Consider the following 25,113-nt stretch of genomic DNA (forward strand, 5'->3'; position numbering starts at 1 on the left):
CAATATTCCAAAATACCGATAAATACACTACAATGAGATTACATACAAATTTGCAGGTAAAGGTGATAAAAATGACACAATGCATCATTTGCAGAAAAGATACGAAAGAACTTAGTGAACAATATGTCATTCCAGAAATATTATGTGGATATTATTTCACAAACTCAATTTGTGATACTTGTCATGAACAAATGACAACAAATATTGATCGTCCTTTAATTAGGCATAAATTGAGTCAATTTAAGATTGAACAAATGAAAAGACAAATTGATTCCCCACTCTATACGAATGAGCACGGTGAGGAACTTGCGGCTGCTGAGACTGATGTTGTCGAAGTAAGCGACGAGATTCTTTATTCTAATGCATTAATTATGAAACTATGTAAAAAGCACGATATTTCCTTACATAATGAAATTTGGAAAGAGGAACGTGTAACGAAAGTAGCGAGTTCTATTCAACGTGAATTACTATTAGATAACCGTAAATATAAAATGAGTGTATTAAAAATGGCTTATACATTCGCTGTACAAGCAGTTGACGGCTACTTTGAAGATCAAGATGCAATTGATATTTCTACCATTCTCTCCAATGCAGATTTCGTGGAACTAAAAGAAAAAAGCATTGTACGTGATTTAAGCAAAAGTTCTTTATGGAATACGCTAAATACAAGTAGTGAAAATCATTACTTTATTTTACTTAGCGATAAAGACGGCCTGTTTTGCTTCATTCGTTTGTTTGACATCTTTGATGTTGTCGTTCATTTATCAGAAAAAAGATTTGACCTTCCATCGCCGATTGTCGGTGTAAATAATGTGAATACGCAGAAATTTTATGTCCAAAGTTTAAAACAGTATATGGATGGGCTGTTTAAAGAAAAAGCACCTACTATATAACAGAAACCAGAACATACGGTCTCCTTTCTTGATGAAAAGACACTGTGTTATAATGAGTATGAAAAGAACAATACAATCACATAAACCAATTATAAATTGTATATAAATAAAAAAGACTAGTGTGCGGCTACACACTAGTCCACGTAACTTAGCAGATTGGATTGTTCATTTATCCTATTTGTTTCTTACAAACAAAACAACCCACATTCTATAAGCATAGGTGGGTTGTTATTTTTTGAGCTTGTCTATTAAAACGACGACGAACGTTAACAATGCAACGAGAAACAGTCCACCTTGCAGTAGCAACGCTATTTCACTCACGTATTATCACCCCCCTCCTACTCGGAGAAGTGATAATTGAACAACCAACCGCACCTTAAGTTACCCTTTAATTTTACCATATTTTCTAATAATTTACGATGAAAACCCGCAAGCGAATAACTTGCGGGTTTTTTATCCCGTATTAACAGGCAGTAAACAAAATAAAGCAATAAATAGGTGAAACTTTATTTCTCACTATTTTTTTAATGCATATGCATCAGCAATCATTTCACCAACCATTTTATTTTCTTCTTTCTTCTCGTTTTTCAATAATGGGAATAACAATTCTGCCACTTCATACGCTTCTTCTAAATGCGGATATCCTGATAAAACAAACGTATCAATTCCTAACGATTCATATTCTTTTATCCTTTCTGCTACTGTATGTGGATTGCCTACAAGTGCAGTACCTGCCCCACCTCTTACAAGTCCGATTCCAGCCCATAAATTAGGGCTTATCTCTAACGACTCTCTCGTACCTTTATTTAAATGTGTCATCCTCTTTTGACCAACCGAATCATATCTTGCAAATGTCTTTTGAGCAAGCTCAATTGTTTCATTATCCACATATTGAATTAAACGTTCTGCCTCTTCCCACGCTTCTTCTTCTGTTTCTCTTACAATTACGTGTAATCTAATGCCAAATCGTACTGTACGCCCCTTCTCTTCTGCAAGTTTTCTTACTTCTTCTATTTTCTCTTTCACTTGCTCTGGTGGCTCTCCCCACGTTAAATATACATCACTATGTTCAGCTGCTACTTCTTTTCCAGCAGCTGATGATCCTCCGAAATATATAGGAGGATATGGTGTTTGAACTGGCGGGAATACAACTTTACTATCTGTAACTTGAATATGTTTTCCTTCTAAAGAGATCGTTTCACCTTGCAATGTCGATTTCCAAACTTTTAAAAATTCATCCGCTGCTTCATATCTTTCATCATGCTCAAGATATAATCCATCTCCTTGTAGTTCAACTGGATCTCCTCCAGCTACTACATTAATAAGTAGTCTCCCATCTGAAATTCTATCAAATGTAGATGCCATCCTCGCTGCAACTGTAGGTGACATTAGTCCTGGTCTCACTGCTACTAAAAATTTTAGTTTTTCTGTTTCAGCAGCAAGAGCTGAAGCTAACACCCAAGGGTCTTCACATCCTTGACCAGTTGGAAGTAAAACACCCGTATATCCTAAATAATCAGCTGCCGCAGCAACTTGCTTATAATAACCATATTCAGCTGCTCTTCCTCGTTTTGTCGTTCCTAAATATCGACCATCTCCATAAGCCGGAATAAACCATAATAATTCCATACCTTTACACACCCCTTATTTATTTTGAAACGTATACTAACAAATTCTATATAAATTACCCCTAATAATTTATATGTTAATTCCTAGTCTCACCTTTAAAATTATCTCGCCATCTTAAAAACTTCACTTCTAGTAAACGTACTAGAGAGTCAGAAAACTTCCCAACAAATGCAAAGATAATTATGCCGACAAATACGATATCTGTATTTGAAAATTGCCTTGCATCCATAATCATATAACCAATACCTTCTGTAGATCCCATAAGTTCTGCTACTACTAAACTCACCCATGCAACACCTAACGATAACCTTGCTCCTAGTAAAAGGTTAGGCAATGCAGATGGTAAAATTAGTTTCGTAATTAGTTTTCTTTTGCTAAACTCTAACACTCTCGCAACATCAAATAACTTTGAATCCACACCTCTAATACCTAAAAATGCGTTTACGTATAAAGGAAAAAATGCACCATCTGCAATTAATAGCACTTTCGATGTTTCACCAAAACCGAACCATAATACGAAAAGCGGCGCAACAGCTAAATGAGGTACAGTTCTTAACATTTGCACAGATGGGTCTAAATATTGCTCACTTCTCGTTGAAAATCCAACAATCGTTCCTAAAATGATTCCTAAGCCCCCACCAATAAAGAAACCAGCCGCAGCCCTGAATACACTAATACTTAAATGGCCGAATAACTCTCCTGTTTTAATAAGCTCTTGGAAAGCTAGAAAAATATCTAATGGTGTTGGTAAAACTGTTTTAGAAACAAGACCGAATACGCCAGCCAACTGCCAAATTATTAATATAATAACCGGTATAGTAATCGCCCTTACTAAAACTTTTACATTTAACTTTCGTACCTTCTTTATGCCATTTTTCTTAATCGTTATACTCGCTGGTTTCATAACAGCTTTCGTATTTTCCACTTTACAAAACCTCTTTTCACTTCGCTTTCAATGCTTTTTCTACGAAAGAATTATCTACAACTTTTTCCGTCTTAATTTCTTTCTTTATAGAACCGAGCTTATATTGAAAATCCGCTGTCTTTTGTTGTTCTGCTATTATTTCCTTCGTTACCGGAACTAAAATTGGTTTGTCGTGATTAAACACTTCTTTTACAATCTCTGCATCTATCTTTTTTACAGAAGTGTATACTTTTATTGCTTCATCTAAGTTAGCATCTTGCCATACACGTGCTTTCTCATAAACTTTGAGGAATTTCTCAACTAATTCTGGATGTTCTTTCGCAAATTTTGTCCTCGTAATTAAAAATTCTGGTGAAGAGACATTTAATGTTTCACCGTCTGCAATCACCTTCGCACCTTTATTTAACGTATGTAATGATATGAAAGGGTCCCAAATCGCCCATGCATCTACTGATCCTGATTCGAATGCAGGCTGCGCTTCATCTGGTTGTAATTGAATGACATTTACATCTTTTGCATCAATACCTTCTTTATCAAGTGCTCGATACAATAAATTAAAGGCACTACTTCCTTTTGCTACTGCAATTTTTTTACCTTTTAAATCCTTTACACTCGCAATCTTGCTATCTTTTTGAACGAGAATTCCAGTTCCTTTTCTCGCATAACTTGTATTGGCGATTTCGGTAAATCCAATACCTGCTGCTTGCGCTGAAATGACTGGAGAATTCCCTACTTCACCAAAGTCTAACCGGTTTGATGCGATTGCTTCAAAATAAGGAGGTCCACTTTGGAACTCTGTCCATTTCACTTTAACTCCTTCTTTTTTAAACTCCTCTTCAAACCATCCCTTTTTCTTTGCTAGTAATAGCGGGCTTAATCCTTGCTGTATACCAATTTGTATTGTTACATCTTCTTTCTTACTACTTGCTGTACTTTTTTCGCATCCTAATAAACATACTGATATAGCTAAAGCAAAAGAAAGAACTTTAAATTTTTTATACATATAAAATCACCCTTTTCCTATATACTTGTTTGAATCAACCCTCCATATTCAAACTGCTGTAATACTTTCGTTCGAAGTTGTTGGAACGATTGAGAAGTTTTATTTCGCGGATAAGGCAAATTATTTTCAATCACTTTATGTATTTTCCCTGGTTTTGCACTCATAATGATAATTCGGTTTGAAAGATATATCGCTTCGTCTATATCATGTGTAACGAATATCATTGTTGTTTTCTTCTGCTCCCAAATATTCAGCAATACTTCTTGTAAATGACTTCGAGTAAAAGCATCCAGCGCTCCAAAAGGTTCATCAAGTAATAATACATTCGGATCTCTTAATAACGCTCTCGCTATCGCAACACGTTGTGACATCCCGCCTGAAATTTCTTTCGGATACGATTTTTCAAAGCCATCTAACCGAACGATTTCAACCCATTCTCTCACCTTATCTTTCACATACTTATCTTTTAACGACAAATCTGCCGCTATATTTTCTTCAACTGTTAACCATGGAAAAAGCCTATGCTCTTGAAAAATAAAACCTTGTTTCTTGCTCGTTTTTAAGATAGGCTCCCCGTCAATAATAACTTCACCTTCAAAATCATTATCTAGACCTGCAACAATTTTTAGTAATGTACTTTTTCCGCACCCACTCGGACCAATTACTGTAACAAAATCCCCTTTCTCTAATTGAAAATTAATATTCTCTAATACTTGAACAGTACCAGTTTGTTTCAAAAAATATTTTGATACCCCATCAATTGAAACAGTCATTTCTTCCCCTCCTTAAAATGATTCATATAAATGAACAGATTCAGTATTTGTGCAATAAAAAAACCAAAGGCATTTTATCAACAGATAAAATGCCTTTGGTTTCTCCAATCAGCAATACGTTATGGAATTAAGTACATATTATACAAATATTTCCGATAAGTCAACTGGGTTTTAGCGAACATTATTTATTTTTAAAGATATCAGCAGTCCCTTTTATTATTTTTGGAAGGAACGTTTTAATTGTATCCATTAATATATAAAGAGCTTCCTTCACATAACCACCTTCGAAATTTCCTAATGGTTCTGGTAATTCATCCTCATCTAATATGAAGTATTCTCCATTTGGAAGTACCATAATATCAATGATTAAATCTTCGAAGGAAACCACTTCGTCTTTTATTTGTGTATTTTTTACGATATTAAAATAGGAACCTAAATACTTCCCTTTTATATCTCTCCATACGTATAAATTGTACGGACAATCTTTCCAGTAATATGCGATTGTATAACTCCCTTTTGGGATTGTTAGCTTAGTATCATTTGCAGTCATTGTAAATGAATACTGCACCTCGTGAAATAAAACAATACTTTGTGATTGCTTTTCAAGTAATAAACACTTGTGATCTACTATTGTTGAGTTATATCGGATTTTTCTTTCTATAATTTCAATTTTCGATGTAAGTAACTTATTCATTATTTTGTTTCCCCTTACACTAGTTCTATCCTCAATTATATCCATTTATATAGTGATAAAGAAGTATATAGTTTTTTATATAATGATTTATACAAGAAAAACTCCTTCTTATTTAGAAAGAGTTTTTCACTTCTAACGGAAGTTTATTTGTTTTTATGTAACTAACAGCACTATTACTCATGTTTTAACTTTTCCTTAACCGCATCATAAAATTTTCGTTCTTCATCAACATTTAAGTGCACACGACTTACTGTTTTAGAAAATCCATATAACAACTGTGCTTTCACTGGCTCTTTTAATGTTATTTCAAAAGTAGCAGGTTCTTTTATGAAATCCATAACAGTTGCATCCAATACCTGTTTCCCTTCTTTTGCCGTTAGCAATTCATCCTTGTAGAACGCAATATTATCAATTTGTGTAAATGATATAACAATTTTCTTTCCTAATCCAATTTGAATGATTACTTGTTCTTCTGTTACGATAAGTGGATTTTTACGCATCGCTTGTATTTCAGCTATAAAATAAATCATCGCGTATACATTTAAAATAAGTAAAATCCATGCTATTACTGGATTCCACTGGTGTAGCAAATAATGAAAACCAATACTTTCTATTAAGGTCGCATGGATGATCATGATATATACACCTATTGCACCAGTCTTTTTGTGATATGAGTATACGTATTCACCTTCTGGTACTTTTTCACGCCACGATAAAAATGCATAATAGATTAACTTACACTCCGTTACAATGATATCTATTAATTTATTTCTTTTCATAGTAGCGTCAAACGCAGCATCAATTGCATAAGAAAATGAAGAGTACTCACTTTTATATTCTTTATATTTTTTTATTATGGTAGGAAGCTTTCTAACAATTTTATATAGAAGGAATAACTCTAAACATACAAAAGCAATTTCTCCTGCAACTATAATATAAGAAACGTATGAAAAATCTTGTAAATAGTCACTTGGAATAATAAATCTTGCAAAAATATAACCAGCTATTACAACAGGAACTATATACGTTAACGAGTACCTTTTTCGAATAATGAAGAAATACGTGATGATTGGAATGACAAACATGCAATCTAATAATGACCCAAGTACAACTTCTTTCGGCGCAGCTGGTACTATTGGAAGAGCATACAATAAATAGTTTGATAGCATAATTAAAGAGACGAGTCCAATCCAAATACCTTTTCGCCTTCGCGATAGTGTAACATTCATACGTTCACTCCTTTATTTAAAAACCTCATTTAAGTGGTCTTTATAAAATGAAATGGCACGTTCAAATTCTTTTACTTCCTCTACTTTCACGACAGTTTCAAGTAATAATTTCATCGCTGACTCGTGATCGTTTACGTTATATTTTGCTAATGATAAAAATACTTTCATCGGATCGTTCTCTGGGAATTTTTTCACCCCAGCTTCTAATACTGTAATTGCCTTTTCATATTCCCCTATACAACGGTATGTACTTCCTAGACCAATATAAGCACCGCAAAGGGATTCGCCATCAAGTCCATTTGCGATTGCCTGCTCATAATACGGAACTGCTTCTGTTTCTAGCCCCATTACATCATGTATCCACGCACACTGATACAGTACTTCTGCATCCTTTGTAAAGTTTGTTAATCCTATAAGCATCTCTTTAGACTGCGCATATTTCTTTTCGTTTCTAAGTTTAATAGCTTGCTTTAATAAATGTTCCATAGAATCCACTCCTCACCAATTATTCTGTGTATAGCTCTTGATTGATATACGCTTCACATTCGTGTAAAAGTAAAATTCCCACCAATTAAAGTTTCGCTTACTTATTACTATGCGGATTCATTCTTATCTAAAAACTTAATTTTAAAAAGCAGTGACACGATTACATAATACCTCTAAGCTTTTGACAATTTCTTTCGCTGTTTCATCTTTCCCATTACACAACTTCCCTTTACCATCTTGTCCAATTACATAATGCACAGCTCCGCGCGAATATAAAGAATGTGGTGAATTCGCAATCATTACATTCGCCCTTGCTTCTTTCATTCTATTTTTCGCTCTTTCAAACAGTTCTTCTTCATTTAAATCACTTTCAAGTTTAAAACCAATAAGTACTGTTTCTGGGTCCCATTCTTTTATTTGTTTTAATACTTTTGGAGCCTTTTGAAAGTGAATAATCGGTGCAATATCACTTGAAATTTTTCCGTTCATATTAAGAACATTACCATCTTGATCACAGATCTTCTCCACAATCCAATCTGATCCAGCCGCTGCCATAATAACCGCATCAACCTTTTCATGTGTGATGATACTTTTCATTTTATCTTGTAAATCAACAATCCCTTCAAATGGATGTAATTCTAACCCTCTATGTACATCGCTCGGTTTCTCCGCAAAATAACCGTGTAAATATATAACATGTGCCCCTTTAGCTAGAAGTTCTTCTGCGATTATCCTTCCGATTGTACCTTTAGCCATATTCGTATGCCCGCGTACTTGATCCCATTTTTCTAGACAACCACCGCTCGTAATTAATACCTTTTTCCCTTTCATTGTAACCATCCCTTACTAATTTTTCTTACGAAACCATTCTGTTCCAAAGTCAACTATATCACGCTGTTTCATTAGACGACACGTTGCATTCCCTATCTTCCCATTTTTTACAGTTCCTTTTCGCTCAAACTCAACACCAATTTCAACAAACTTCTCAGATTCGTAATCCATTTCAACAAACTCTTTCCACACTCTCTCACCGTTTTCTATAATAGGTGCTCCTACTTGTATTAACTCACATGCACCAGTACGCACCTCGGATAAATGAACAGACGTATTGGAATCATATCCAACACCAATTAATAATACGTACCCGTCTAAATCATATATTTTTCTTAATGGAGATTCTTCTCCAAAGCTCATTGATAACGAATGGTTCATTGTTATTTCTACTGCATGTTTTCCCCATGCAGCAAAACTTCCTAACGGATGATTACTACGTACTACATTCGGATATGTACGAAAACATTCAACTATTTCACCCATTCCCCTTGTTGGGGTTATACGTGAATCAAATGCCGGGACGTTATCTCGGATAATTTGCCACCAGTCTTCCGGTACAGGTGGTCTTGACCAATGTTTCGGATCGGATAAATCCGAAGATTGCGTTGGCATTATTATCGTTCCTTCTTCCGTAACAACTTTCATTAATGCTTCTACTACGGCAACCGCACCACCAGATATCCACCCGATAGAACTTAGTGATGAATGAACGATAATTGTCATTCCTTTTTCGATTCCTAATGCTTTTAAATCTTTTGTTATTGTTTCGATTGTATTTGGAAATTTTGTACTTGCTACTATATCATTCATTTTCATATTGGTTCCCCCACTAGCCATGTAAATTTAAACTTTTATATAAATATATTATCATATTTTTCTTAATTTTTAACTTAATCATATTCATTACTACAAAAATATGTATATTATTATACTGAAGACTCAAAACTCTATTAAAATCGTAGATAATGATGAACGAGAGTTTTTTGAAATGAAGAAAAATGTAGATCTTATTTTTTCAGACTATACTCCATATGCATATTTTTATACTATTTTTCCAAATAACAATGAAATCTTTCGATTTCCTTATATTTTTCTCCTAAACTTTTAACTCGAAAACCAATTCTTTTATAAAATTCTACCGCCCCATCGTCTGTCTCTGCTTCTATATAAGTCAATTGATATATTCTTACAACCTCTTTAATCATTTGCAGTGCAATTCCTTTTTGACGATAATCTGGATCCACTGCTATATGACATACTCGTGCTTTAGTTGCTCCGATTACTTCTATACCTATACAAGCTTTTTCTTCATATTTGTACAAAGTCCCTTTATTATTTTGATAAAGTAATACTGCTTTCTTTAAGCTTATTTCATTTGGACCGACGGCATATTGTAGCACATTTAATATTGAATCTTTTTCAAGTTGTTCAACAAGTTGTAAATTCATACTTTCATCCCTTTCTACGAAAAAATACTAGCTCTTAATAAAAAGAGCTAGTCTCATTACGCCGTTATTTTTTCTTCTTTTTTTACAACGACAGCTACATAACTATGAAGTATCATCCCAATAATAACGAGACTCATACCAATCCAAGATAATGATGACGGAATTGGTGCAGATAACCAGATCAGCTCTCCTACTAGCGCAAATAAAACTTCACCAGACTGCGTCGCTTCCACTGTTGCTAGTTTTTGTGGATCATCTTTCACAAGATCTGTTGCAAAGAAAAATAATACTGTCGCGATTAACCCCGAACTAACTGCTACAATAAAACATTGAAAAACTTGGCTACTTGACGGTAATCCGCCAGTTGATACTTCGTAACCAGATAATAAAAACCAAAATGGTAAACTTGCTAATGTCATACCGAGTACTCGCTGAAATACATCTAATTCCCCTTTACAAACTTGCATCATTTTTCGATTTCCAAGAGGATACGCAAATGCTGCAATAAGTACAGGAACTACACATAAAACGGTTTCACGAATACCTAATGAAGAAGCATGTTCTACTTGCATGAGAACAACACCAAATAAAATAATACCCGACATAACTAATTCCTTCATCGGAAGTTTTTTATGTAGTGGATCCACCGCAAAAAATGGTGTTAACAAAATCCCTGCAACGATTGTAATTTGCCATGTTGATGCAACAAGCCAACCTGGTCCGAACGCTCCAGCAAAACTAAGCGGTGCATAAAAGAGACCAAATCCAACGATACTCCATACTAACCATTCTTTCGGATTGTTTTTCATATATTGAAAGAGTTGCTTTAAGTTCCCTCTATACATAACAATAAGTAATAGCATTGGAACCATAAAATAATACCGTAATGATGCACTCCAAATCCAGCTTCCACCTTCTAAGTCCATTGCCCGGTTTAAAACAAAGGTAAAGGCAAAGAAAAATGATGCCAGTATCCCTATAACAATTGCTTTCATTGTAAAACCCCTTGTTTAGTTTCTCCCTAATACTATACAACAAAATAAATATAATTAAAATTCACAATCTTTAACTTGTATGTAATCTAGCTCTATATAATTTCCTCAATCGACTTATATGTGCTTGATGATATCGATTATGATCTGCTATATGCCAAATTCCCCATCTTATAGTCGCAGTTTCCCCTTTTTCATACAAAACTTCCCGCGTTAAATCAGTTTCTGTTAGTTTCATACATTCTTCATGAAACAATTTTTGCACTGCTTCATAATCTTGCATTAACTCTTGCAACGTGTATTTTCTTAAACTCGGCATTTCTCCTACTTCATTCAACATAGGACCATATTTATTTTCAAATGTTGTTGGAACATCTTCTCCCTTGAAACGATACACCCAATGTAAATCGACAACTGCTAAATGCTGAAGTAACTGCCCAATACTATTTTCATTATTTTCAGACCCTTTATAGGATAGTTCGTTCTCTTCAGTACCTTCTACTAACCTTTGCAATCTATTAAACGTATCAGCAACCGTCGCATACAAAATCGCTACTTGAAGGTCCATATTTCTTTCTAAATGGAGATCTTTCATGCTAAACTTCCTCTCTTAAAAGAACAACACCATATGTTCATCATCACTATACACACCATTCATTTTTATAGCCCTTTTTTCAATTCCGTACGTTTTAAATCCCATTGATTCATATAATCGTTTGGCTGGTTCGTTCGTTGACACAACCCCTAAGTTCAATTGCTCTAGCTTCATCTCTTTTGCCCTTTCAATTGCTTTACGTATTAAATCACGTGCAAGACCACTTCTTCGATTTTCAGTATCTACATACATTGCAACGATATGCCCTTTATGCTTATATGCATCCTTTTCTTCTGTTAATAAAGTAACAACCCCAACTAAACGATTTTCATTATTAAAAGCACCAAATGTAAAACTACTGTTAGATGAAAGATTACTAGCAACGCGTTCAAGAGGGTTTTCTTGACGTACTGCTTCTTCATAAGTCGTTACAAATGCTTCTGGGTTTACTTGTAGTGCTTGTAAACGTAACTCCCAATATTGTTTTGCATCCGCTTTTGTAAGTAATCGAATCATTTTATCTTCCCCTTTTTCATTTACATAATATTTTTATAGGTTATTATTTTTTAATTCATACTCTTCTTTTAATATACTGTAACGATAGCGATGAATGAACTTCCCCTGTCTCAATCGATCATTTCTCATTAACCCTTCACATACAAATCCGGCATGTTCATAACTCTTTTTAGCTTGTGTATTATCTTCATCTACACGTAACCAAATTTTCTCCAATTCAAACTGGGAAAAACCTATATGTAACATGCTGTTTAGAGCTGCCATTCCAAATCCTTTACCCCAATAGTCTTTATTTCCAATCGCAATTCCTAGTTCTGCATTTTTATTTGTTTTATCAAAATTTTTAAGGTCTACCCATCCAATATGTATACCTTTCTCAGTAACAATTGCCCTTTGTTCATAACCATTTTTTCGGCTTATACAAGCTTCAATCCAGTTTCTCGTATCTTCACGAGTGAACGGAGGATATTGATCTGGTACGACTAAATGCTTTGTTACATCTCTATCTAATGACCATTGATAGCGATCTTCTACATCATCTAATGTCAATTCTCTTAATTGAACATATGGTACATTCATTTTTCTCTCCCCTTTTTATTTACCAATAGAAAATCCTTCGAACACTCTTCCACCATACTGTTCTAACGTCTTTTCTATAAAATGAATTAATTCATTTTTCTCTCCCGTTTTATAAAAATGATCAAAAGCGGCTACAAATTTGTTTGCATATTGCTCATCATACCTTCTTAGCACTCTAATGAACCATTTTGAACTCCCAAGCCACCTACCATTTACTCTTAATACATATTCATGTACTAAATCCGCTAATAGATTAGCGATAAACAATTCTTCTTCTCTTTTCGTTGCACCAATAAAGTCATCTAAAGTATCCGTAATAAAATATCGCTTCTGCTTAATCGTTTCTTCCGTCCATTTATCTGGTCCTTTATGTAGTAAACCATTCGCTTCTTTTTTTAATTTCTCAACAATTTCCTTTTCCCCTTTTAATGCAATCCCTTCTGAAACTAATTGTGGTAACGAAGGTCTCCCTCGATCACAATCCATTTTGAAAAAGGTTTTATATGTTTCAAAATTATGAACAAACACCTCAACAGGCCATCCATTACTATAGAAAGATTCTCTATAACAAGAAGTTAAACTTTGATCGACTATTACAATATCAAGGTCAGATGTTTTCGTCGCTTCTCCTCGTGCAACGCTTCCGCCGAGTAAAGCTACATCACAATTCGGAAATTGTGATGTAATTATGTTTTGTGCTGCTTCAATTGGTTTCATAACCGTTCCTCTTTTCTTATTTCACTTTCTTTTTTTCAGCTCTTTCTCTCGCTTTTTTTATATAGCTTTCTGCATCTGGTGTTTTACATGATGTCGCACCGTGATCAACCTCTACTTTTCCAATTTCACGCGCAATTCCAATCGTTTGTCGCTCTAAATCTTCATTACGAATTCCTATTGCGATTAAAGCACTATTCATCGCTTCTTTTTTTCTATTTTTTTCATTATGTATATTTTCTTTAATCTCTTCTAAGTACGGAGAGAAGAAATCATCATGTAACGCTTTATTTTTAATCGCTATATTTGCTAATAAAGACCAGCCAGCTCTTCCAATCCATTCATCATTAAACTTTGTCCACTCTTCCATTCTTTCTATTGCAATTGGCGAAGTACATATAGATGTCATAAGAAGATCCATTAAACAGTAATAATCAACATCCTGAACCCAACTATTAAGCTGTTCTGTCGTTATTTTCTTCGGATCTAAAATATAAGTTGCTAATGTCATTGCGTCCATATTTTTTGTTTCCCACAATTCAACTGCTAAATCATGATCTTTTTTTAGCTTCTTTTTTAACAATTTTAAATTCGCAAAACTAACTCCGAATAGTGGCTCTTTCGCTCCGTGGTTTTTATACGTTTTACGATTTTGTTCTGTTCCATATTTCTCTAGTTGCTGCATTACTTCCTCAAGAAACATATACCCACCTCTTTATCTTTTATGTTGACTTTATACATGTATGCACGATATATTCTACATTACTTTTTGGTTTTCCTATATTTATTTTTAAAATACGGTATGTGAAATTTCTAAAGATTGCACAGCTACACCATCAAAAAACTGTACCAGTTAAACATACAGTTTTTTGATGGTCCTCTCTATCATTTGGTCTATCCCCTATTTTTCAACTAATTTTTTTACATCTGACCACTCTTCTATTGACCCTGCGTCCGGAAAAACTGTAACTACATTAAAATTCGCACCTTTTTCTTTCCCAATTTGTTTAGCAGCTAATAAATTCGCTGCCGCAGAAGTTCCTATTTTTATACCAGTATCTTTGTAAAAACGTGCCATTTCATACAGGGTATCTTCATATGAATAAGTCCATTGTTTTTCTATCAAATTTTCTTCCTGTTCTATGAAATGTTGTTTCCTTCCTAAGCCGAACCCACCTGATCCAGCATATTTCTTTAAATCATTTGGTGGTTGTTCCGAAGCATAAGGCAATTCAGCAGGCATTACTAAATGTAGTTCAACATTTTTTGTATAATTCTTTATTGCTGTATAGCCTCCCATTAGAGTTCCACCAGTACCAGCAGATGCTACCCATGCATGTATTGGTTTTCCAATCATTTGTGCAATAATTTCTCGCCCTGTACCTTCAATATGACTTACTATATTTGCATTATTATAATGTTGGAATAAAAAGTATAATTCTGGATTTTGTTTGCTAATCTCTATTGCCTTCTCAATTACTGCGTAAAACCCCTTACATTTATCAACTAAGATTACGTTAGCACCATAATATTTGAGTTTATTTAATAGAGATTGACCAGTTGCAGAACTTAACACTAACGTGCATTCAATCCCTAAACAATTACAAATACACCCAATTGACCTCGCTAAGCTTCCACCACTATACTCTAAAATATTTTGTTTTTTGTCCGCTTCTTGTAAATATTTATTAATCATTCCAAGTGCGGCCCTATCCTTAATTGATCCTGTAGGATTATGCCATTCACATTTAGCATAGATAGAAAGGTTCTTCGTTTCTTCGCATTCTAATTTCATGAGAGGTGTATTTCCAACATGTTTAGAAAACTCTTTAAAATGTTTTACTATCATACTTTTATACCTCCTTCATAAATTATGTTTATTACATTTGCTCTTAGCCAAAATCTTTCTACATTTTAATAACTCTCTCAATAAGATTTTCTTATATAAAAATCCCTACAAACACTGTAGGGATTTATGTCTAAATCATTTTGTTACACTCTATTTCATATAATAATAGTTTCTTTATTCAGATGCATTCATAAGCACAATTCTCCAACCATCTGGATCCTCTATTGTGGTTCCTTTCTCTATCCAATACGGGTTTTCTGGTTCCACCTCATGATAGCCCATATTACTTAATCGATTCACTATCTTTTCAATTTCACCTTTATTAGGCATATAAAAAACTAGTAAATTATCTTTTGTCGGTGCCGGACATGGACTTCCATTAACATGTGTAGTAAACTCCAAATGATATTCTTCATCTGGTAAACCAAACATAACCCCGTCATATCCTTCATGATTGTGAAATTCCCCTATACGTTTTAATCCTAATCCTGTTTCATAAAAACTTATCACTTCTTCAAATTTATCTGTTGGTCTTGCAATTCTAAATTGAACCCAATTCTTCATGCAAATCTCCTCCTTTTCATTTTCCAAAGCTTTATAGTAATTAGTATAGGTTACATATATTCCCTTTAACATCCCTCATTAGTGTGAGCTTCCTAAGTTGAAAGACCTATAAGTTAATAAACAATAGGACTTTCGTATAAAATTCATATAAAATTAGTTATATAAATGTAGAGATGAAATACAAGCTATTACGTATGAAATAGTTCTCCTTGCAGGGCCTTTATATACCGATCAGCAGATCTTTGTACAGCTTTATTTGCATCTTCCACCACACCATGAAATGCATTATATAGTCGACTAAATTGGATATCTTTTACTTTCTCTGCCATATCTCTAACTTTATTCGCTGGTAATGGAATAAGATTGGGATAACTATACATAAAACTTACCCATTTTTGATCCGAAACTACTTGTATAATATCACCTGATAACAAAATACCTTTCCCTTCATTACCGTCTTTCCAATGTATAACAGTCCCGCCCTTAAAATGGCCTCCTAAGCGATGTAATATAAGTTCTTCCGATAACAAAAGATGCTCCCCAGACCAAAATTTAATTTGCTTACTCGGACGAACCACCCACTCTTTATCATCTTCATGAATATAAATAGGTACATTGAATGTTTCTGCCCATTTAACTTGTGTAGAATAATAATGTGGATGAGAAAGTGCTATTGCTTGAATACCACCTAAATCATATATACGTTGTATCGTTTTATCATCTAAATAACTAATGCAATCCCACATAACATTTAGAGTTTTACTTTGTATTAAAAATGCTGTTTGTCCAATCGCAAATTTAGGTTTAGTAGTAATGCTATACAAACCGCTTTCTTCTTTTATTATTTCGTTTTTGTATAAATTGCTATTTTGCATTGTTTCTAATGTTGTCCATGACTGCCCAATTGGATTAACATATTGTCTTTCCTCATTACAAATTTTACAACGAGAAGGTGCTTCTTCATTTTCGGGATACTGTACTCCACATGTAGTACAAATATAATTATTCATATTCCCACTCCTTTTTTTTATGTAATTATTTCTTTACCAATATTTTAATAAAAAACAAAAATATTCGAATCAATAATTGGAACGAAAATGAAGTGATACGAAAGTATGATTAGTCTCCTTTCGTTTTAAGACTTTAGTCTAATTCCTATAAATTTTTTATTTCCTACTTCCAAGAAAATAGAGTTTTAATTTTATTAAAACTTTCTAATATATTTAATCCTTTAATCGTTAAAAGAAGGAGCAAATCTTCATAAAATAAACGAATAAATTAATAGTTTTTGTCAAAATTTTAACACAACAATACTTACTAACACACATCAGGGGGATATTAGGTTTAAATTAAGGAAAGATTTTAATAAAAATCATTATAATGCTTTATGAAGGAATTACTGCATTAGGTGCTATTATGTTGTACGAGGTATTTAATATAGAAGTTTGTTGATAGAAATATCGGATCAATTAAATTTGATGATTGAAGAGTTTGTAACGAGAGATGAATATTGATTTCAAGCTTCATTTTAGGGGAAATAAACATCACAAACTACATGAATTAAAAAGTAGCCTTAAAGCAAAAGTCATATCCATGAAATGTTTAAATTCATATACAATTTTATACAACCACTTTTTTATAAAGCAAGAAAAGTGGTTGTATGTTTTAAAAAGTATTTTTTGTTACAAAATCATGCTACACATTTCATTAAACTACAACTACTCATTTTCTTTTTTCTTCTTTTGTTCCTCAGATGGCTCTTCTGTTGGATCTGGTTCTTGCTCATCCTTTTTGTTTAATTCATTATTTTTTTCCTCCTGTCTTTGTTCAGAAGGTTCCTCCGTTGGATCTGGCTCCTTTTCATCTTTTGGAGCTGGATTACAGCCAATTAATAATCCTACTGTAAATATGCTTGTCATTAATATTGAAAGCATTTTTTTATAATTCAATTAAAGCACCTCCTAAAATTAATATCCCTTGTATTGTTTCCAATTCACCATTCAATTTATCCAATCATTTGTGATGTTTCTTCCAAAATGACATTCCTTTAAAATCTTGCATACTTTTTGCCAAACTTTTTTACACTTGTAAAAAAGTTTTTTTGCATTTCCCTACCTATAATTGCTAATATAGTAGAGTAGAACTTTTATAGAGAGAAGGAAAATTATGCACAATGGAATTCGAATGACAACTTTGGTAAAAAGGGCTATGTTGGTTTGTGCGGGGGTATTATTTACATACGAAGCCGCTTTAGGATCAGTACATACTGCTTTAGCTAGTACAGAGGATGAAGCAAAATCTGTTCAACTTGTAAGTGAGATTCAAACATCTCTTGCTCCGAAAGAGGCTCCAAAGCATTATAACGGACAAGTTAGAAAAGTCGCTTACTTAACATTTGATGACGGTCCCGGAAAATACACAGCTGAGCTTTTAGATATGTTAAAGAAAGAAAATGCAAAAGCAACATTCTTCCTAATTGGTTCAAACGTAAAAGCTTTCCCTGATCTTGTAAAACGCGAAGATGCTGAAGGCCACTACGTTGGGATGCACAGTATGACTCATAACTACAAGAAACTTTACACTGAAGGACATTATGTAGATGAAATGAAGGAAGATCAAGGCTTAATCGCTGGTGTTTTAGGTAAATCACCAGTATTAACTCGCCCATCTTACGGATCAATGCCAGGATTAAACGAAGCTCTTCGCAACAAAGTTGTAGAAAATGGCTTAAAGGTTTGGGATTGGACAATTGATTCTTTAGACTGGAAATATAACAAAATGCAAGTTGATGCTGCATCTGCTAAAATTGTAGAGAACGTACTACATGGTGCTACAAATCCAACAGAAGTTATCCTTATGCATGATATTCATCCACAATCGGTAAAAGCAGTACCTGGAATTATTAAAGGACTGAAAGAAAAAGGATATGAATTAGAAGCATATAATGAGAACGAACACTTCCCATTAAACTTCTGGCATGATAATCGTATGTAATGAAAAGACTTGATTCCCTCTAGTAGGTTATCAAGTCTTTTTTATCGTTTTGGGAAATTTCTTTGTTGCTCTTCAATAAAAAGAATAATCTTTTCTCTGTCCTCTTGTGTAATACTTATAGAAAATTCGTACTCCTCTTCCTTACACCATGAAGGGGTAAGTTCCTGAGATAATCGGACTACAATTTGAAACTCATCTTCATTTTCCCCCATTAATTCAAACGCTATATTAGGCTCTATGAAATCTAGTTCGGTATATGTAGGATTCGGTAATGATTGAAACCATTTTTTCATACGCTGTAAGTCGAACGTTTGTAGAAAAGGATCCATCGTTTCAAAAACTTTATTTCCTTCTGACAGTTTCGCTTTTACTATTAGCCAATTTCTATCACACTCCTCTTTTGCATCTTTAAATTGGTATTTCACCACCTCTAAATGTAATACTATTTTTTTATTTTGAAAATTCATAAATTTCTCCTCTTCTTGCTATAAAACTTTTACTTTATAAATTTGAAATTTATACGCCTTTCTTAACTTGTAAGACACTTTCTATCTCCCATTAATTTCAACTCTTAGATATAATGATTTTTATTTACTAATACATATGACTGATTTTAACATATCATCCTTTATACATTAAATAAATTTGATTTGCAATATAATCTGAACTAAAGTGAAGTCCATTCCTTATCCACCACATGATAATCCCTACCAAAGAGGCTGTTTTAATATCAACTGCAACGTAATCATCAGGTAAATTCTTTTTCGTATTCTCTCTTCTCGTTTCTATTAATTGCTTTAAAAATAAAAACAATTGCTCCTCAAATTGATTCATTTTAAATAATATAAATAAAAAATTTCGGTGAATATATAAATAATCTAGCAATTGTGTTAGCTTTTGTTTTTCTGATAAATCTTTTGCATGTATTAAATCAACAATTTTATTTGAATGCTCATTTAAAATTTCGCTAGTGATTTGGTCTAGTAAATCTTGAATATCTTGATAATGCAAATAAAATGTTGTTCGATTTAACCCTGCTTTTGTTGCGATTTTCTGAACCGTTAAGCTTGAAATAGTAGGATTCGCCAATTAGCAGGTGCTATTGGAACAGCAGTTATTATCACGGTGTATACAATTCAATCCACTTCACACATTTCACAGTTATCTAGTGAGAATGGAAATATATCAGCTATGCAAGTAACAAACTTATCTTCTATCTATAGCTCAAGTGATGCGTACGTATTTATGTTAGTCTTATCTATTGTGGCTTTAATTATTGCATGTTTCACGCCTAAAAAAGTAATAATCAAAGATACGAAAGTAAATCTTCAAACAAAAAATGATAATTAAAAATTAAGCACTTAAAAGATGGTTCCAGAATTGTACCGTATCCATCTTTTTAAGTGTTTATGCACCATAATTATAATCCTTAATTACTATTTGAAGAGATTGTATTTTAATAAATAATCCTTAGAATTCTTAATACGGAATAGCTTATAAGTACATATTAATTATAAGGAGTGATATATTTATGGATTTTCTTTCACCTGAATATTTGTCTGCCTTATTAGCAATTATCGTAATCGATTTAGTGTTAGCCGGAGATAACGCCATTGTAATTGGATTAGCAGCAAGACGATTACCGAAAGATCAACAAAAGAAAGTTATCATTTGGGGAACCGTTGGAGCAATTGCTATAAGAGCTCTTGCTACTTTAGTTGTCGTTTGGTTATTAAAAATACCAGGATTACTTTTAATTGGTGGTGTACTTCTTATATGGATTGCTTACAAATTAATTGCTGAAGGCAAAGACCATGATATTAAGGCAGAAGAAGGATTTTGGTCTGCTATTAAAACCATTATCATTGCTGATGCGTTAATGGGTATTGATAATGTACTCGCTGTTGCAGGAGCTGCGCATGGTAACTTTTCTTTAGTAATCATCGGGCTATTAGTTTCTATTCCTGTAGTCGTATGGGGCAGTACATTGATTTTAAAATGGGTAGATCGTTTTCCTGTCATCATTACGATTGGAGCAGCGGTTTTAGCTTATACTGCTGCAAAAATGATTGTAGATGAGAAATGGTTCGCTGGATTTTTCGAAAGTAACCCTTTCATTAAATGGGCATTTATCATTATGATCATTGTTGGTGTAGTGTTCTTCGGAAAAGCAAAACAAAAAGCAACAGCTAGTTCTGTCTAATAATGATGGTATATTTACAAATAAAAGGCGCTATTCATATGAATAGCGCCTTTTATTATTTAGCTTCCCCTTCCGGAGTCGTTTTTACCTTCGTTTTGTTTTTATCACGATTGTTATAGTTATACTTCGAACGATCTACTGGAGTGAATCCTTCCGGTGTGTAGAATCGTAATAAGTCACCATTTACGACTTGGTCAGAGTATTTTAGTGAGTTTTGAACCATTTGTTCATTTTTCTTTATTTCATCTGTAAATTCTACAGGTTTTCCAGTTGTTGTATCATAGTATTTGCCGTTTAGTGCAGTAACAGTTGGGCTTACGTAGTTACCGTTACGGAACGCAACGACTTGTTTATGCTCTGGTGATAATAAATCTGAACCGAATTGAACATAGTTTTTCGTATCTGTACCTAGTAAGTGTAATAACGTAGGAAGAACGTCAATTTCACCGCCATATTGATGTTGTACGCCACCTTTCACTCCTGGTACACGAACGATTAAAGGCACACGTTGTAACTGTGCATTTTCAAATGAGTTCATTTCTTTACCCATTACTTTTGACATTGCTGCGTTATGATTATCTGAAATACCGTAATGGTCTCCGTACATAACGATAATTGAGTTATCATATAAACCAGATTGTTTCAAGTAATCGATGAAGCCTTTTACAGATTCATCTAAATAGCGTGCTGTTTGAAAGTACGTATCTACTGATGAATCACCTGTTGTTGCTGGTTCAATCGTTGCTTCTGCCTTATCAATTGGATAAGGGAAATGGTTCGATAACGTAATAAACTTCGTATAGAACGGTTGTTTCAACGTTTGTAATAACGGAATAGATTCATTAAAGAACGGTTTATCTTTTAATCCGTAGTTTACTACGTCTTTTTCATTCATATCGTAGTATGACGCATCAAAGAATTTATTAAAACCAAATGATTTATAAATATCGTCACGGTTCCAGAATGTTTTGTAGTTACCGTGGAATACTGCTGATGTGTATCCTTGTTGTCCTAAAATAGCTGGTGCTGATTGATACGTATTATGAGATTTCGTTGTAAAGACAGAACCTTGCGGTAAACCAAACATTGAATTCTCTAACATAAACTCCGCATCAGATGTTTTCCCTTGTCCTGTTTGATGGAAGAAGTTATCAAAGTATAGCGTATTCGCATCTTTTGTAAATGAGTTTAAGAACGGTGTAACTTCTTGACCATTTAATTTGTAATCAATTAAGAAGTTTTGGAATGACTCTAAATGAATATAAATTACGTTCATTCCCTTTCCTTTACCGAAATACTCAGGATTTGGACTTGCATAAGTTGATGTTAAATAATTTCGTACTTCTGTCATATTATCGCCATCAGCTAATGCTCGTTCTGTCGATGCTTTCGCACTTTGAATTCCATCATAAATTGTGTAGTTGTATGCCCCTAAATATTTCACAATATAATTACGGTCAAACGTTCTTGTTAATAATTCAGGACGGTCAGACTCTGCAAGACCTAAATTAACACTGAATAATAAAATACCTGCTACAAATACTAGAGATACTTTATGCTTCGCAACACGAATTGGTTTTGGATTTGCAAATTTTGTTGCAACTAACACAATTAATATAATCGTGTCTAAGAAGTATAGTGGATCATAAAGATGTAGCAACGCAAGAATACTACCACCTAAATCTCCAAAGTTATTCGTTTGTGTTAATGTTGGGAACGTAATAAAGTCACTGAAAAAGCGATAGTAAACTACGTTTGCATATAAAAGAATCGACAATAACAAGTTGATAACAATTAACCAAATATAAGATCGCTTCCCTTTTGCAAATAATGCAAGTCCTAAAAATAGAACTGCTGAACTAAGCGGGTTAAAAAACAGCAAGAATTTTTGGATTGTGTTTGAAATTCCTAAATTAAATTCCGTTACATAGGCTGCATACGTTTTGAGCCACAATAAAATAACGGCAAACAGAAAGAATCCAAAATGATTGCTTAACACACTTTTGCTCTTTAATAAGAACTGTTTCATTTCTCCACCTCTTTTGATCATCCAAGGCTTATTTTTTATAAGTCTGTCTCTCTATTCGATTTTTCTTCTTCAAATAGATTTTTTTATTTAACTATATGAAGAATATTAGTAATTATAATTTGAAGCTTGTATTTATTCAACTATTTCTTTTTAAACATTTTGACCTTGGTTTCTATTTAATAAAATAAATTTGTAACATTTCCTGTTTTCTCCCAAGATTCATCCACTAATTATGACATCCCATACTATATACCTTTATAAACTCATTCGCAAACTATTCTATCTCCAATTTTGGTACATATTTCACATGACAAAATAATGTTATTTAATTATATTGCTCACCTTACATTCTCCTGCTTCAACTAAATCTTAAAGTCATTACATCTCTTCCATACATGAAAAATCCTCATGTTCACTAATATTATATTTGAATAATTATTCATTTGCCCCCACCAATGGTGTTATGTTTTCTCGACAAAAAAACTCGCTCTAAAAAGAGCGAGTTTTTTCATTATATATTATTGACCTTTGTACATTGCATCTACTTGTTTTTGAAGTTCTTCATTTTCTAAGTACTCATCGTAAGTTGCTTCTTTATCGATTACACCGTTTGGCGTTACTTCGATAATGCGGTTTGCAATTGTTTGTACGAACTGATGGTCATGAGATGTGAATAACATTGTACCTTTGAAAGCAATTAAACCATTGTTTAATGCAGTGATAGACTCAAGGTCTAAGTGGTTCGTTGGATCGTCAAGTGTGATTACGTTCGCACCACTTAACATCATTTTAGATAACATACAACGAACTTTTTCGCCTCCAGATAATACAGAAACGTTCTTCTTAACTTCTTCACCTGAGAATAACATACGGCCTAAGAAACCACGTAAGAAGCTTTCTGACTCATCTTGTGGAGAGAATTGGCGTAACCAATCAACTAAGTTGTAGTCATTGTTCTCAAAGTACTTAGAGTTATCTCTTGGGAAGTAAGATTGAGATGTTGTAACACCCCATTTGAATGAACCGCTATCTGGCTCCATTTCACCCATAAGGATTTTAAATAATGTTGTCATCGCAATATCGTTACGACCGATAAATGCAACTTTATCACCTTTATTTAAAGTGAAGTACACATTATCTAACACTTTTTCGCCATCAATTGTTTTAGAAAGACCTTCAACAGTTAATAAGTCATTTCCTATTTCACGCTCAGGTGTGAAGCCAACGAATGGGTAACGACGTGATGATGGTCTAATATCATCTAATGTAATTTTATCTAATAATTTTTTACGAGAAGTTGCTTGTTTCGCTTTAGATGCGTTTGAGCTAAAGCGTGCAATGAAGTTTTGTAACTCTTTTACTTTCTCTTCTTTTTTCTTATTAGCATCTTGTGTTAATTTTAAAGCTAACTGGCTTGACTCATACCAGAAGTCATAGTTACCAACATAAAGTTGAATTTTACCGAAATCAAGATCAGCCATGTGCGTACATACTTTATTTAAGAAGTGACGGTCATGGGATACAACGATTACTGTATTTTCAAAGTTCATTAAGAAGTTTTCTAACCATTGAATCGCTTTTAAGTCCAAGTGGTTGGTAGGCTCATCTAGTAATAGAATGTCAGGTTTACCGAATAATGCTTGAGCAAGTAATACTTTCACTTTCTCTGCACCAGTCAATTCTGATAATTTTTTGTCGTGAAGATCTTCACCAATACCAAGACCTTTTAGAAGGATTGCAGCTTCTGACTCAGCTTCCCAACCGTTAAGCTCAGCGAACTCACCTTCAAGTTCTGCAGCACGCATTCCATCTTCATCACTAAAGTCTTCTTTCATGTAAATAGCATTTTTCTCTTGCATTACTTTGTAAAGTTGCGTGTGACCCATAATTACTGTTTCTAATACTGGGAACTCTTCATATTCGAAGTGGTTCTGTTTTAATACTGCTAGACGCTCACCTGGCGTAATATGTATGTCACCTGTTGATGGTTCAATTTCTCCAGATAAAATCTTTAGAAATGTTGATTTACCAGCACCGTTTGCTCCGATTAAACCGTAGCAGTTACCTGGCGTGAATTTTATGTTAACATCTTCAAATAATTTGCGATCCGCGAAACGCAAACTAACGTTACTTACTGTAATCATTTGTGTCCTCCTACTAATAC

28 protein-coding genes and 1 pseudogene are annotated in these 25,113 nt (G+C 33.6%); 4 read left to right on the plus strand and 25 right to left on the minus strand.

Annotated features, from left to right (window positions below; all coding sequences use genetic code 11):
• Positions 1 to 71 precede the first annotated feature (71 nt).
• A complete protein-coding gene (locus ACLBXA_RS06585) occupies positions 72 to 893 on the plus strand; it encodes an HNH endonuclease (protein ID WP_000189714.1) in 822 nt (273 codons plus the stop codon).
• Positions 894 to 1,121: 228 nt separating this feature from the next.
• On the opposite strand, the gene ACLBXA_RS06590 is transcribed toward ACLBXA_RS06585, so the two are convergent.
• The 21 genes from ACLBXA_RS06590 to ACLBXA_RS06690 all read right to left on the minus strand — a co-directional run bounded on the left by ACLBXA_RS06590 (position 1,122) and on the right by ACLBXA_RS06690 (position 17,672).
• Positions 1,122 to 1,214, minus strand: coding sequence for a putative holin-like toxin (locus ACLBXA_RS06590; RefSeq protein ID WP_001289320.1), 93 nt, complete (start codon positions 1,212 to 1,214; stop codon positions 1,122 to 1,124).
• A gap of 195 nt (positions 1,215 to 1,409) precedes the next feature.
• Complete coding sequence (gene ssuD / locus ACLBXA_RS06595) at positions 1,410 to 2,522, minus strand: FMNH2-dependent alkanesulfonate monooxygenase (RefSeq protein WP_000422253.1); 1,113 nt, start codon at positions 2,520 to 2,522, stop codon at positions 1,410 to 1,412.
• A 76-nt stretch (positions 2,523 to 2,598) separates the two neighbouring features.
• Positions 2,599 to 3,447 carry an ABC transporter permease gene (locus ACLBXA_RS06600; protein ID WP_000432136.1) on the minus strand — a complete coding sequence of 283 codons (849 nt, stop codon included), beginning with the start codon at positions 3,445 to 3,447 and terminating at the stop codon, positions 2,599 to 2,601.
• Between the two features lie 16 nt (positions 3,448 to 3,463).
• Entirely contained in the window at positions 3,464 to 4,450 is a 987-nt protein-coding gene (locus ACLBXA_RS06605) for an aliphatic sulfonate ABC transporter substrate-binding protein (RefSeq protein ID WP_000276925.1), read from the minus strand.
• Positions 4,451 to 4,467: 17 nt separating this feature from the next.
• Positions 4,468 to 5,223 carry an ABC transporter ATP-binding protein gene (locus ACLBXA_RS06610; protein ID WP_000218578.1) on the minus strand — a complete coding sequence of 252 codons (756 nt, stop codon included), beginning with the start codon at positions 5,221 to 5,223 and terminating at the stop codon, positions 4,468 to 4,470.
• Positions 5,224 to 5,404: 181 nt separating this feature from the next.
• Complete coding sequence (locus ACLBXA_RS06615) at positions 5,405 to 5,917, minus strand: DUF402 domain-containing protein (RefSeq protein ID WP_001037871.1); 513 nt, start codon at positions 5,915 to 5,917, stop codon at positions 5,405 to 5,407.
• A 173-nt stretch (positions 5,918 to 6,090) separates the two neighbouring features.
• Positions 6,091 to 7,146 (minus strand): hypothetical protein, encoded by a 1,056-nt coding sequence (locus tag ACLBXA_RS06620; RefSeq protein WP_144514316.1) that lies wholly within the window; start codon positions 7,144 to 7,146, stop codon positions 6,091 to 6,093.
• Positions 7,147 to 7,158: 12 nt separating this feature from the next.
• The gene (locus ACLBXA_RS06625; protein WP_000400637.1) at positions 7,159 to 7,632 is read right to left on the minus strand and encodes a tetratricopeptide repeat protein; all 474 of its coding nucleotides are present in this window, start codon (positions 7,630 to 7,632) and stop codon (positions 7,159 to 7,161) included.
• 141 nt (positions 7,633 to 7,773) lie between these two features.
• The gene (locus ACLBXA_RS06630; protein WP_000676727.1) at positions 7,774 to 8,463 is read right to left on the minus strand and encodes a phosphopantothenoylcysteine decarboxylase domain-containing protein; all 690 of its coding nucleotides are present in this window, start codon (positions 8,461 to 8,463) and stop codon (positions 7,774 to 7,776) included.
• 15 nt (positions 8,464 to 8,478) lie between these two features.
• A complete protein-coding gene (locus ACLBXA_RS06635; protein WP_127726076.1) occupies positions 8,479 to 9,276 on the minus strand; it encodes an aminoglycoside N(3)-acetyltransferase in 798 nt (265 codons plus the stop codon).
• A 236-nt stretch (positions 9,277 to 9,512) separates the two neighbouring features.
• A complete protein-coding gene (locus ACLBXA_RS06640) occupies positions 9,513 to 9,914 on the minus strand; it encodes a GNAT family N-acetyltransferase (protein WP_001053229.1) in 402 nt (133 codons plus the stop codon).
• Between the two features lie 56 nt (positions 9,915 to 9,970).
• A complete protein-coding gene (locus ACLBXA_RS06645; RefSeq protein ID WP_000644594.1) occupies positions 9,971 to 10,909 on the minus strand; it encodes a DMT family transporter in 939 nt (312 codons plus the stop codon).
• A gap of 70 nt (positions 10,910 to 10,979) precedes the next feature.
• On the minus strand, positions 10,980 to 11,501 hold the full coding sequence (locus ACLBXA_RS06650; protein WP_000653847.1) for a DinB family protein: 522 nt from the start codon (positions 11,499 to 11,501) through the stop codon (positions 10,980 to 10,982).
• 15 nt (positions 11,502 to 11,516) lie between these two features.
• Positions 11,517 to 12,017, minus strand: coding sequence for a GNAT family N-acetyltransferase (locus tag ACLBXA_RS06655; protein ID WP_000620322.1), 501 nt, complete (start codon positions 12,015 to 12,017; stop codon positions 11,517 to 11,519).
• A 33-nt stretch (positions 12,018 to 12,050) separates the two neighbouring features.
• A complete protein-coding gene (locus ACLBXA_RS06660; RefSeq protein WP_001102493.1) occupies positions 12,051 to 12,596 on the minus strand; it encodes a GNAT family N-acetyltransferase in 546 nt (181 codons plus the stop codon).
• A 15-nt stretch (positions 12,597 to 12,611) separates the two neighbouring features.
• Complete coding sequence (locus ACLBXA_RS06665; RefSeq protein WP_000802430.1) at positions 12,612 to 13,313, minus strand: nucleotidyltransferase domain-containing protein; 702 nt, start codon at positions 13,311 to 13,313, stop codon at positions 12,612 to 12,614.
• A 16-nt stretch (positions 13,314 to 13,329) separates the two neighbouring features.
• Entirely contained in the window at positions 13,330 to 14,013 is a 684-nt protein-coding gene (locus tag ACLBXA_RS06670) for a DNA alkylation repair protein (RefSeq protein WP_000478212.1), read from the minus strand.
• Positions 14,014 to 14,211: 198 nt separating this feature from the next.
• Positions 14,212 to 15,159, minus strand: a complete 948-nt coding sequence (locus ACLBXA_RS06675; RefSeq protein ID WP_000635842.1) for a PLP-dependent cysteine synthase family protein — start codon at positions 15,157 to 15,159, stop codon at positions 14,212 to 14,214.
• Between the two features lie 174 nt (positions 15,160 to 15,333).
• Positions 15,334 to 15,723 (minus strand): VOC family protein, encoded by a 390-nt coding sequence (locus tag ACLBXA_RS06680; RefSeq protein WP_016077547.1) that lies wholly within the window; start codon positions 15,721 to 15,723, stop codon positions 15,334 to 15,336.
• A 188-nt stretch (positions 15,724 to 15,911) separates the two neighbouring features.
• Positions 15,912 to 16,733 carry a hypothetical protein gene (locus ACLBXA_RS06685; RefSeq protein ID WP_001067271.1) on the minus strand — a complete coding sequence of 274 codons (822 nt, stop codon included), beginning with the start codon at positions 16,731 to 16,733 and terminating at the stop codon, positions 15,912 to 15,914.
• 708 nt (positions 16,734 to 17,441) lie between these two features.
• Positions 17,442 to 17,672 (minus strand): hypothetical protein, encoded by a 231-nt coding sequence (locus tag ACLBXA_RS06690; RefSeq protein WP_001106986.1) that lies wholly within the window; start codon positions 17,670 to 17,672, stop codon positions 17,442 to 17,444.
• Between the two features lie 217 nt (positions 17,673 to 17,889).
• Between ACLBXA_RS06690 and ACLBXA_RS06695 the strand changes: the two genes are divergently transcribed.
• On the plus strand, positions 17,890 to 18,717 hold the full coding sequence (locus ACLBXA_RS06695; RefSeq protein ID WP_000551449.1) for a peptidoglycan-N-acetylglucosamine deacetylase: 828 nt from the start codon (positions 17,890 to 17,892) through the stop codon (positions 18,715 to 18,717).
• Positions 18,718 to 18,758: 41 nt separating this feature from the next.
• Here ACLBXA_RS06695 and ACLBXA_RS06700 read toward each other — a convergent pair whose 3' ends face one another.
• Entirely contained in the window at positions 18,759 to 19,184 is a 426-nt protein-coding gene (locus tag ACLBXA_RS06700) for a WapI family immunity protein (protein WP_001010973.1), read from the minus strand.
• Between the two features lie 154 nt (positions 19,185 to 19,338).
• Positions 19,339 to 19,800: pseudogene (locus ACLBXA_RS06705) on the minus strand (TetR/AcrR family transcriptional regulator); the annotation flags it as partial.
• Positions 19,801 to 19,842: 42 nt separating this feature from the next.
• On the opposite strand from ACLBXA_RS06705, the gene ACLBXA_RS06710 reads away from it, so the two are divergent.
• Positions 19,843 to 20,067 carry a hypothetical protein gene (locus ACLBXA_RS06710; RefSeq protein WP_000288051.1) on the plus strand — a complete coding sequence of 75 codons (225 nt, stop codon included), beginning with the start codon at positions 19,843 to 19,845 and terminating at the stop codon, positions 20,065 to 20,067.
• A 181-nt stretch (positions 20,068 to 20,248) separates the two neighbouring features.
• Positions 20,249 to 20,920, plus strand: coding sequence for a TerC family protein (locus tag ACLBXA_RS06715; protein WP_000346946.1), 672 nt, complete (start codon positions 20,249 to 20,251; stop codon positions 20,918 to 20,920).
• 55 nt (positions 20,921 to 20,975) lie between these two features.
• Here the strand turns inward: ACLBXA_RS06715 and ACLBXA_RS06720 are convergent, their stop codons facing one another.
• A complete protein-coding gene (locus tag ACLBXA_RS06720; RefSeq protein ID WP_000808776.1) occupies positions 20,976 to 22,949 on the minus strand; it encodes an LTA synthase family protein in 1,974 nt (657 codons plus the stop codon).
• Between the two features lie 518 nt (positions 22,950 to 23,467).
• Positions 23,468 to 25,093: an ABC-F family ATP-binding cassette domain-containing protein gene (locus ACLBXA_RS06725; RefSeq protein ID WP_016077543.1), complete on the minus strand. Its 1,626-nt coding sequence runs from the start codon at positions 25,091 to 25,093 to the stop codon at positions 23,468 to 23,470.
• Between the last annotated feature and the right edge of the window lie 20 nt (positions 25,094 to 25,113).

It is taken from the genome of Bacillus sp. D48C, from assembly GCF_053345735.1.

Coding starts and splice junctions, on each gene's coding strand:
- ACLBXA_RS06585 (WP_000189714.1), top strand. CDS start 72: ATGACACAATGCATCATTTGCAGAAAAGATACGAAAGAACTTAGTGAA.
- ssuD (WP_000422253.1), bottom strand. CDS start 2,522: ATGGAATTATTATGGTTTATTCCGGCTTATGGAGATGGTCGATATTTA.
- ACLBXA_RS06605 (WP_000276925.1), bottom strand. CDS start 4,450: ATGTATAAAAAATTTAAAGTTCTTTCTTTTGCTTTAGCTATATCAGTA.
- ACLBXA_RS06610 (WP_000218578.1), bottom strand. CDS start 5,223: ATGACTGTTTCAATTGATGGGGTATCAAAATATTTTTTGAAACAAACT.
- ACLBXA_RS06615 (WP_001037871.1), bottom strand. CDS start 5,917: ATGAATAAGTTACTTACATCGAAAATTGAAATTATAGAAAGAAAAATC.
- ACLBXA_RS06620 (WP_144514316.1), bottom strand. CDS start 7,146: ATGAATGTTACACTATCGCGAAGGCGAAAAGGTATTTGGATTGGACTC.
- ACLBXA_RS06625 (WP_000400637.1), bottom strand. CDS start 7,632: ATGGAACATTTATTAAAGCAAGCTATTAAACTTAGAAACGAAAAGAAA.
- ACLBXA_RS06630 (WP_000676727.1), bottom strand. CDS start 8,463: ATGAAAGGGAAAAAGGTATTAATTACGAGCGGTGGTTGTCTAGAAAAA.
- ACLBXA_RS06635 (WP_127726076.1), bottom strand. CDS start 9,276: ATGAATGATATAGTAGCAAGTACAAAATTTCCAAATACAATCGAAACA.
- ACLBXA_RS06640 (WP_001053229.1), bottom strand. CDS start 9,914: ATGAATTTACAACTTGTTGAACAACTTGAAAAAGATTCAATATTAAAT.
- ACLBXA_RS06645 (WP_000644594.1), bottom strand. CDS start 10,909: ATGAAAGCAATTGTTATAGGGATACTGGCATCATTTTTCTTTGCCTTT.
- ACLBXA_RS06650 (WP_000653847.1), bottom strand. CDS start 11,501: ATGAAAGATCTCCATTTAGAAAGAAATATGGACCTTCAAGTAGCGATT.
- ACLBXA_RS06655 (WP_000620322.1), bottom strand. CDS start 12,017: ATGATTCGATTACTTACAAAAGCGGATGCAAAACAATATTGGGAGTTA.
- ACLBXA_RS06660 (WP_001102493.1), bottom strand. CDS start 12,596: ATGAATGTACCATATGTTCAATTAAGAGAATTGACATTAGATGATGTA.
- ACLBXA_RS06665 (WP_000802430.1), bottom strand. CDS start 13,313: ATGAAACCAATTGAAGCAGCACAAAACATAATTACATCACAATTTCCG.
- ACLBXA_RS06670 (WP_000478212.1), bottom strand. CDS start 14,013: ATGTTTCTTGAGGAAGTAATGCAGCAACTAGAGAAATATGGAACAGAA.
- ACLBXA_RS06675 (WP_000635842.1), bottom strand. CDS start 15,159: ATGATAGTAAAACATTTTAAAGAGTTTTCTAAACATGTTGGAAATACA.
- ACLBXA_RS06680 (WP_016077547.1), bottom strand. CDS start 15,723: ATGAAGAATTGGGTTCAATTTAGAATTGCAAGACCAACAGATAAATTT.
- ACLBXA_RS06685 (WP_001067271.1), bottom strand. CDS start 16,733: ATGAATAATTATATTTGTACTACATGTGGAGTACAGTATCCCGAAAAT.
- ACLBXA_RS06695 (WP_000551449.1), top strand. CDS start 17,890: ATGCACAATGGAATTCGAATGACAACTTTGGTAAAAAGGGCTATGTTG.
- ACLBXA_RS06700 (WP_001010973.1), bottom strand. CDS start 19,184: ATGAATTTTCAAAATAAAAAAATAGTATTACATTTAGAGGTGGTGAAA.
- ACLBXA_RS06715 (WP_000346946.1), top strand. CDS start 20,249: ATGGATTTTCTTTCACCTGAATATTTGTCTGCCTTATTAGCAATTATC.
- ACLBXA_RS06720 (WP_000808776.1), bottom strand. CDS start 22,949: ATGAAACAGTTCTTATTAAAGAGCAAAAGTGTGTTAAGCAATCATTTT.
- ACLBXA_RS06725 (WP_016077543.1), bottom strand. CDS start 25,093: ATGATTACAGTAAGTAACGTTAGTTTGCGTTTCGCGGATCGCAAATTA.